We start from the raw sequence: 8,351 nt of genomic DNA, 5'->3' as shown, positions 1-8,351 counted from the left end.
ATAGTCAATTCTCAACATCAGTCTGAAAATTCACTTGCGAAGCAAAACTGACTTGCGAAGCAAAATTCACCATTCACACTTTGTCAATGGTCAATCCGCTCCGCTGGTCAATAGTCAATTGTAACCTTAACCTGAAATTCACTTGCGGAGCAAAATTCACCATTCACACTTTGTCAATAGTCAATCCGCTCCGCTGGTCAATAGTCAATTGTAACCTTAGCCTGAAATTCACTTGCAGAGCAAAATTCACTTGCGAAGCAAAATTCACCATTCACGATTTGTCAATGGTCAATCCGCTCCGCTGGTCAATAGTCAATTGTAACCTTAACCTGAAATTCACTTGCGAAGCAAAATTCACCATTCACGCTTTGTCAATGGTCAATCTGCTCCGCTGGTCAATAGTCAATTCTCAACATCAGTCTGAAAATTCACTTGCGAAGCAAAACTGACTTGCGAAGCAAAATTCACCATTCACGCTTTGTCAATGGTCAATCCGCTCCGCTGGGCAATAGTCAATTTTCAACATCAATCTGAAAATTCACTTGCGAAGCAAAACTGACTTGCGGAGCAAAATTCACCATTGACTTGCAAAGCAAAATTCACTTTCTGCTTTCTCCCGACATGATCCCGGCAGCCTTCTTTCCGCTTTTGTCTATTTGAATCATTTACTGTTTGAAAAGTGCAGAAATTTCCGTATTTTCGTTCAGATATAGGGTTTATACGAATGAGTTACGACTTAGAACAGGAAAATAAAGAAATCCTTGCCCGGTACAAGGATCTGATTTCAAATACATACCGCACGCTGGATGAAGAAAATAACAAGCTGATCCGTAAGGCATTCGACATTGCGCTGGATGCCCACAAAGACCAGCGGCGCAAAACCGGCGAGCCATACATCTACCATCCCATCGCCGTAGCAAAAATTGTGGCTACGGAAATCGGCCTTGGCGCAACATCCATTGCCTGTGCCCTGCTTCATGATGTTATTGAAGATTCGGATTACACTTATGAAGACCTGAAAAAAATCTTCGGCGGAAAGATTGCGGATATCGTGAACGGTCTTACCAAGATCTCCATCATGAACCATCAGAACATTTCGGTACAATCTGAAAATTACCGGAAACTGCTCCTGACGCTCTCGGAAGATTTCAGGGTGATCCTGATCAAAATCGCCGACCGCCTTCATAACATGCGTACCCTGGAAAGCATGGCACCGGACAAACAGAAAAAAATTGCTTCCGAAACCGTCTACATCTATGCACCGATGGCCCACAGGCTTGGGTTATACAACATCAAATCCGAACTGGAAGATCTGTCCCTGAAATACAATAATCCTGATGTCTACCTTGAAATCACCCAGAAACTCGAACTGGCAAAGGAAAACAGGGAACGGTATATCGAGGAATTTAAAACCGAAGTTTCGGAGAAACTCCATGAAGAAGGACTGAATTTCAAGATAAAAGGCCGCGCCAAAGCCATTTCCTCCATCTACAGGAAAATGCTGAAGCAGGGTGTTTCCTTTGAAGAAGTATATGACAATTATGCCATCAGGATCATTTACCGGTCCGATGCCAAAAACGAAAAGTTCCTGGCATGGAAGATTTATTCCATTGTAACCGATGTTTATCACAGCAATCCGTCAAGAATGCGGGACTGGATTACCCAGCCGCGTTCCACGGGATACGAAAGCCTGCACTTGACGGTTCTCGGTCCTGATAAAAAATGGATTGAAGTACAGATCCGGTCCGAAAGGATGGACGAAATTGCCGAAAAAGGAGTGGCTGCCCATTATAAATACAAAGAAGGATACAAGCAGAGTTCCGAAGACCGGAATTTTGAAAACTGGGTAACCGAAATCCGTGATGTCCTGGAACAGCAGCAGAACCTCACCACCTCCGAGCTGCTGGATAACATAAAACTGAACCTGTATTCCAAAGAAGTTTTTGTATTTACACCAAAAGGGGAAATCAAGATTCTCCCTACCAACGCTACGGCGCTGGATTTTGCCTTCTCCGTACACTCCGATCTGGGAATGAAATGCCTGGGTGCCAAAATCAACGGGAAGCTGGTACCGATTTCCTATGTGTTGCAGAACGGAGACCAGGTGGATATCCTTTCCTCCCAGAACCAGAAGCCGAAATCCGACTGGCTGGAGTTTGTCGTTACCTCAAAGGCCAAATCCAAGATCAAAAGTTACCTGAATTCCCAGAAAAACCAGCTTGTGGAAGACGGTAAGGAAATCCTTCAGCGGAAACTCAGACATGCTAAAATTGCCTTCAATGATGATGAAGTCAACAAGCTGCAGAAATTCTTTAACCTGAAATCTTCGCAGGAACTCTTCCTGAAATTCCAGAGCAATGAACTGGATGCCAGCAGCCTGAGAAAATATATTGAAAGCAAGAATGTATTCAACAACCTGCTTTCCAGATTCAGGAAATCCCCGTCCAAGAATACGGCTTATATAGAGCCCAAGGAGCAGAACCTGGATATGATCGTATTCGGAAAAGACGAAGAAAAACTGAACTACAGTTATGCCAAATGCTGTACGGTGATTCCGGGCGATAAAATTTTCGGGTTTATCACCATTTCCGAAGGAATCAAGGTGCACAGCGATAATTGTCCGAATGCCATCAATCTCCGCGCCCAGTATGATTACCGGGTAATTCCTGCCAAATGGGTGAATGCTGAAAGCTTCAAAGACCGGGTGAAAATCGAGATCGAAGGACTTGACAGGATGGGAATGATCAATGATATTACCACCGTCATCAGCGGAGCCATGGGAATGGATATGAAAAGCATGTCGATAGAATCTAATGATGGGGTATTTACAGGCACCATCAACATGGAAGTGAAAAACAAAAGCCAGCTGGAGCAGACCTTTAAAAAACTGAATGACATCAATGGGGTTTCCAAAGTAAGAAGGATACAGTCATAAGAAAATCCGCAATCCGGCGGATCTATTTTCCTTATACAGATAAAGTAGGTTGTTCTGCCGGTTATGAAAAGAATGTAATCCTTACGGCTATATCCTTTCTGTTTTCTGCCGCATGACAAGATAGAAAAAGCTGCCGGACCGCTCGTGGATTTGCATGACTTTTTATATGCTCTTTACGTTACTGTGTTGCTGCATCAAGGGTTCCGGTCCGCTTATGTATTTCAAAGGATAAGTCATGATGCCTAAAGTCAGATCAGCAGGACAGGCATTGCCGGCCAGCACAAGGCCGGGTAAGTTTTCCTACCCGTGACCGGCATCCTCACCATCGCCATCATCCGGCGATTCCTTTTCAAGTTCGTCCGACAGGATTTTCCGGATCCTGACTTTCCGTATGGCCATGTTAAGCTCATTCCCGAAGAGTAGAAGATACACATTCACATTCACCCAGATCATCAGCAGGATCATACTTCCGATGGAACCGTACAATACGTTGTACCGCGCAATATTTTTCACATACAGTGCAAAAAAATAAGTGGTTACGACAAACAGGACGGTGGTAAGAATAGCTCCCGGAACCGCCTGCCGGAACCTGGTAATCTTTACCGTCCCCAGCCAATAGAAAAGAGCCAGCAGGACAAAATAAAAGATGGGAAAGGAGACAAGCCCGATAATTTTGGTGAGGTTATTCACCAGCCATGAAATATTATATACCGGTGTAAACAGCTTGAGCACCACTTCCGAATAATAGACCCCGAAAAGAGCCAGAAAAACGATCAGGATAAACCCGATGGTGATGAAAAATGAAAGGATAAATTCTTTGACATCCGTCATTTTCTCTTCCGAGTTTTCATTGAATCCGTTGATCAGGGAAAAAGTTCCGTTGGTAGCAAATACCAGTGCCAGGACAATGGTGAGGTTGCTGATGCCTTTCATATTGGGAATAATGCTGTCTTCGATATAATTGCGTACATCGCCTTCGATATTGGAAGGAAAGACATTGTGCATCAGTACGTCAAAAATATAAAACTGCAGCTTGTCGTAATGCGGCATATAAGGCAGTACCGAGAGAAGGAAGAGAATAAACGGAAAGAGACTGATGGTAAAGCTCCAGGAAATGGCAGCTGCTTTACGGCCGATTTTATCCTTGAAGACCCCCCGGAAATAAATCCGGAACATTTCCCAGAGTGAAATTCCCAGCAGCGGGATATGGATATCGTTGAAAAATTCCCGTACTTTCAGGATAAATTTAGGCAGTTTTACGCTCATCTTATTTTACAATATGATCTATTCTGTCAAAGTTTCTGTTTACAAAGGTAGGTGAATTAAACCGGAAACCGAAGCCTACCCTGAAAAGCCACTGGGTAGCCGAATAAAAATTCTCATCAGCGCTGTTTACCCAGTTCAGCTGCGTTCCGCCGCCGAAAAACCATTTTCCGTCATCATACCCAATCCTTGCATTGGAATAAAGCCCGACATTGAGCTCATGAAGTCTTTCGCCTTGTAATTTCGAATAATACAGTTCCGGATACATTTCCAGTACAGCATACCATTTTTGCTTTATTACTTTCTGGATTCCGCCGCCCGGGCGGAAAGCAATCCTGAAGTCCCGGGAAGCACTGCCATCTTCATCATCCGTAAAGATGGTTCCCCTGTAGATTGTTTTTCCCAGGTCGCTCAGTATATTATACTGGTAGAAAAGACCGGTACTGATGATAAAGACATCTTTTGCAGGCCTGTAGGTCATATTCCCGAAGCTCCTGTATTCGGTCTTATTTCCCATCCAGAGATAGCTCGTCTCTCCTTTATAAGAACGGTACCTTGCATCCGGAAACTGCAGGTATCCGTCCTGATTATAATTTTCATCCAAAACAAGCCGCATATATTCTTTTGTATCCTGGAAGTACAAACCGCGTACCTCACTGTAATAAATATACTGCCTTATTTTAGGGGTCACAAAAAAAGTAAATCCGAGGTTGAAATATTTTGTTTTCCCTTTTTCAGGATCGTCATTATTGATCCGGGTCAGTTTCGGTGCAAAAGTATAACTGATATCCAGCCAGCGGTACCGCATGAAAAATTCCGTATAGAAAGCATCATTGGGCCTGAGGCGGAAGACTTTACCTTCATACAGAAAGCCGAAGGAATTCTGCAGGTAGCTCAGCCCCGCCACTGCTGAAATCTTACGGCGGCCTTCTATGCTATCTGTTATGTTCCTGTTTTCATCATCTGACTGGCCGTAAGATGCCAATGCCGAACACAGGAAAATCCAGGAAAAAATCTTTGCTTTCATCGGGCGGTGTTTTTACAAAAATAACATTTTTTTGAAATGAAAAACCTTCTGCGGAACAGAGATTATGACTTTGCCTGATTTATGAATATCTTTGCCGCCTAAAAGAGAGAACAGCCATGCAGATCAGCCTACTTTGTATCGGGAAAACAGACGATAAAGAAATTGCTTCCCTGATAAATTATTACCTGAAACGCCTTCCGAAACACTGGAATTTTGACATTGTTGCCATTCCGGATGTGAAAAATGCCCGGAACCTCTCCCCTGATCTCCTGAAAAAAGAAGAAGCGAAATTGTTTATGAACCATATCGACCGGAATGACCTGGTCATTATCCTCGATGAAAAAGGAAAACAGTTTACCAGCCGTGAATTTGCACAGAAGATCGATACCTGGATGAGCTCTTCCGTAAAAAAGATCCACCTCCTTATCGGCGGGGCATATGGCTTTTCCGATGATATATATGCACGGACAAACGAAAAAATGTCTTTATCCAAAATGACGTTTACCCACCAGATGATCCGGCTGTTCATCGTGGAGCAGCTGTACCGTGCCGATCAGATCCTGCAGGGAAAGCCCTACCATAACGACTAAGCCGGACTGATGCCCGGCTTAATGTAATTCAAATTTTTCCGGGACCGATGCCCCTTCATTGCTGTGATCCTCAGTTCCGTTTTTATCTTATCCTATTTTTTGATTTCACATTTAGAATAATACTCCATCAGCAGGGGTTTCTCATATCCCAGGCTTACGGCCTTATCCAGGCTGGCACAGGCTTCTTTTGTCTTTGCTGTCTCAAACAGGACCAACGCCTTATTAACATAGGCCTGGGCAAATTTAGGATCAATGGAAATGGCTTTGTTAATATCAGCCAGGGCTTCCTTGTTTTTCTTCAGCTTGAAATACACGTCACCGCGGCCGCTGTACAGTAAGGACTCCGGTTTTTCGGAAATCAGCTGGTTATAATCTTTCAATGCGCCTTCCAGGTCGCCGCTGTTCTTTTTCAGGGTAGCCAGCCCGGTTCTTGCATAGATATTGTCCGGGGCGAAGCTTAGGATCTGGTTCAGGTCTTTGGCGGCCAGGTCTTTTTTGCCCAGATTTTCATAGACCTTGGCTCTTGTGAGGTACATGTCCGCATTTTCCGGTTCCAGTCTAAGACCCTGGTTCAGGTAATCGATAGCAGCCTGTTTGTTTCCTTTCTGCCCGTGGATGGATCCCAGGTTGGCATAAACGGAAGCCGACATCGGATTAGCTTTTAATGCAGATTCATAAGATTTAAAAGCTGCCGTTGTCTTTCCGAGGCGTCGCTGCGCGGTTCCCAGATAGTTATAATATTCGGATTTGATCTGTTGGATCCTTTCTTCCTGTGCCAATTTGGAATACTGTTCTTCGGCACATTTGTAATCAGCTTTCCGGAAACATTCCTCGGCCGCTTTTTTATCCTGCGCAGAAAGCGATAAAGGGAGGATGGCGACAGCAATAAGCAGTAAAGTTTTTTTCATGAAGATATCTTTTGTTTGTTAATCACTTTTCTGGCGAGCGCAGCAAAAATCACCCCCAATAAAGTTCCAACAAACGCCCCCACCAAAATATCTACCGGGAAATGCACTCCTAAATATATACGGCTGTAGGAAACTACCGCCGCCCACGCAAATATAGCATAAGGAAACCATTTAAGGTCCTTTTTTAATAAAATACTTAAATAGGTGGCCAGAAAAAAAGTATTGGAGGCATGGGCAGAATAAAACCCGTACTGTCCGCCACATTTCACGATCCTCATATAATGCTCCAATGAAGGATCATGGCATGGCCTTAGCCTGGCTACTCCATGTTTGAAAATACCGGCTACCTGGTCTGAAACCGTAACGCCTATGGCCACAAAGATGAGAATAAAAACCAGGGCACGCAGCTTATAGCTTTTAAACAGGAAATAAAAGAAAATGATATAGAGCGGTACCCACACCCACGTACCGGAGATCATCATCCAAAACTGATCGAATGAGGAGTTGCCTAAATTATTAAGAAATAAAAAGGCTTTTTTGTCTTCCAGAATAATTTCTTCCATCTGCCGCCTATCTGCTTACGGGTCCTTCATAAGTTTCATCCTCAGAAGGTTTCGGCTGAATCACCACCGGTTCAGCAGAAGCTTTGGTTTCCGCTGAAGGATCTTTTTCAACATCCTTCATCGGATTATAGTCTTTGGCAGCGTCTTTCACTTTCTCGATTTCACGTTTGATCTCGGAAACAGGATTATCCGTTTCCTTCATGATCTCCGTTTTGATGTCTTCTACTGCGCCACGCATTTTCCTCACGCCTGAGCCGAGGTCACGTGCAATCTGCGGAAGTTTATCCGGTCCGAACAGTACCACGATCGCCACCGCAATCAGGGCCATTTCTCCTATGCTTAGTTCCATTGGGTAAAATTACGAAAGATTATACATATCTGGTACAGGTGGCCTTTATTTTAAATAAATTTTAAGAAAAGCAGGACAATAAAGGCAAGGACCGGATTTCAGATCCTGAGGTTGTAACGGAAAACTCAACCGGAACTGTCTTTTCTGATCTTTTTACTGTTGAAATTAATATAGGTGATGATAACGCTCGCGGCCATCAGCAGGAAAGCCAGGAAGAAGGGAGCACCGGAAAACTTAAACGGAGCATCGTCATGGGTAAAATAGTAAAACAGATTGGTCATCAGCGGCGGCCCGATGATGGAAGTGGCACTCATAAGACTGGTCAAGGCTCCCTGCAGCTCTCCCTGTTCTCCGGAAGGGACATTTTTGGTAATCACCGACTGTAATGCCGGTCCGCAGATTCCGCCCAGGCAATAAGGGATGAGGAATACAAACATCATCCATCCTTCAGTAGCAAAAGAAAACAGCAGCATCCCAACGGCATACAAGGCAAGTCCATAGTAAATGCTTTTCTGCTCCCCGAACTTAGGGGTGGTCCACCTGATCAGGACGCCCTGAACCAAACCTACCAGCAGCCCTACCACGCCCAATGAGATCCCTACCATTTTTTCGGTCCAGCTGAATGCATACATGGTAAAGAAATTCCAGTTGCTCTGAACGGCATGTCCGGCAATATAGATGAGAATCAGGGAAACGATCAGCCCCGAGATTTCAGG

General features: G+C 44.2%; 8 protein-coding genes. 2 read left to right on the top strand and 6 right to left on the bottom strand.

The features are described 5' to 3' along the window. Positions 1-724 precede the first annotated feature (724 nt). Complete coding sequence (locus tag QZ735_RS15295; RefSeq protein WP_294250070.1) at positions 725-2,935, top strand: RelA/SpoT family protein; 2,211 nt, start codon at positions 725-727, stop codon at positions 2,933-2,935. A 300-nt stretch (positions 2,936-3,235) separates the two neighbouring features. Here the strand turns inward: QZ735_RS15295 and QZ735_RS15290 are convergent, their stop codons facing one another. Beyond that, positions 3,236-4,201 carry a YihY/virulence factor BrkB family protein gene (locus QZ735_RS15290; RefSeq protein ID WP_294250066.1) on the bottom strand — a complete coding sequence of 322 codons (966 nt, stop codon included), beginning with the start codon at positions 4,199-4,201 and terminating at the stop codon, positions 3,236-3,238. 1 nt (position 4,202) lies between these two features. Beyond that, positions 4,203-5,225 carry a DUF4421 family protein gene (locus QZ735_RS15285; RefSeq protein WP_294250063.1) on the bottom strand — a complete coding sequence of 341 codons (1,023 nt, stop codon included), beginning with the start codon at positions 5,223-5,225 and terminating at the stop codon, positions 4,203-4,205. 116 nt (positions 5,226-5,341) lie between these two features. On the opposite strand from QZ735_RS15285, the gene QZ735_RS15280 reads away from it, so the two are divergent. Then, positions 5,342-5,815 carry a 23S rRNA (pseudouridine(1915)-N(3))-methyltransferase RlmH gene (locus tag QZ735_RS15280; RefSeq protein WP_294250061.1) on the top strand — a complete coding sequence of 158 codons (474 nt, stop codon included), beginning with the start codon at positions 5,342-5,344 and terminating at the stop codon, positions 5,813-5,815. A gap of 92 nt (positions 5,816-5,907) precedes the next feature. On the opposite strand, the gene QZ735_RS15275 is transcribed toward QZ735_RS15280, so the two are convergent. The 4 genes from QZ735_RS15275 to QZ735_RS15260 all read right to left on the bottom strand — a co-directional run. After that, complete coding sequence (locus QZ735_RS15275) at positions 5,908-6,723, bottom strand: tetratricopeptide repeat protein (RefSeq protein ID WP_294250058.1); 816 nt, start codon at positions 6,721-6,723, stop codon at positions 5,908-5,910. Continuing rightward, entirely contained in the window at positions 6,720-7,286 is a 567-nt protein-coding gene (locus QZ735_RS15270) for a phosphatase PAP2 family protein (protein WP_294250055.1), read from the bottom strand. The genes QZ735_RS15275 and QZ735_RS15270 overlap by 4 nt, the downstream gene beginning before the upstream one ends. A 7-nt stretch (positions 7,287-7,293) precedes the next feature. Continuing rightward, positions 7,294-7,635, bottom strand: a complete 342-nt coding sequence (locus QZ735_RS15265; RefSeq protein ID WP_294250053.1) for a twin-arginine translocase TatA/TatE family subunit — start codon at positions 7,633-7,635, stop codon at positions 7,294-7,296. Positions 7,636-7,760: 125 nt separating this feature from the next. Then, on the bottom strand, positions 7,761-8,351 hold a 591-nt coding region (locus tag QZ735_RS15260), incomplete at its 5' end, for an MFS transporter (RefSeq protein ID WP_294250050.1).

The sequence above is a fragment of the uncultured Chryseobacterium sp. genome, from assembly GCF_913776365.1.
Lineage (GTDB): Bacteria > Bacteroidota > Bacteroidia > Flavobacteriales > Weeksellaceae > Chryseobacterium.
This window is presented reverse-complemented; position numbering and strand designations above follow the sequence as displayed.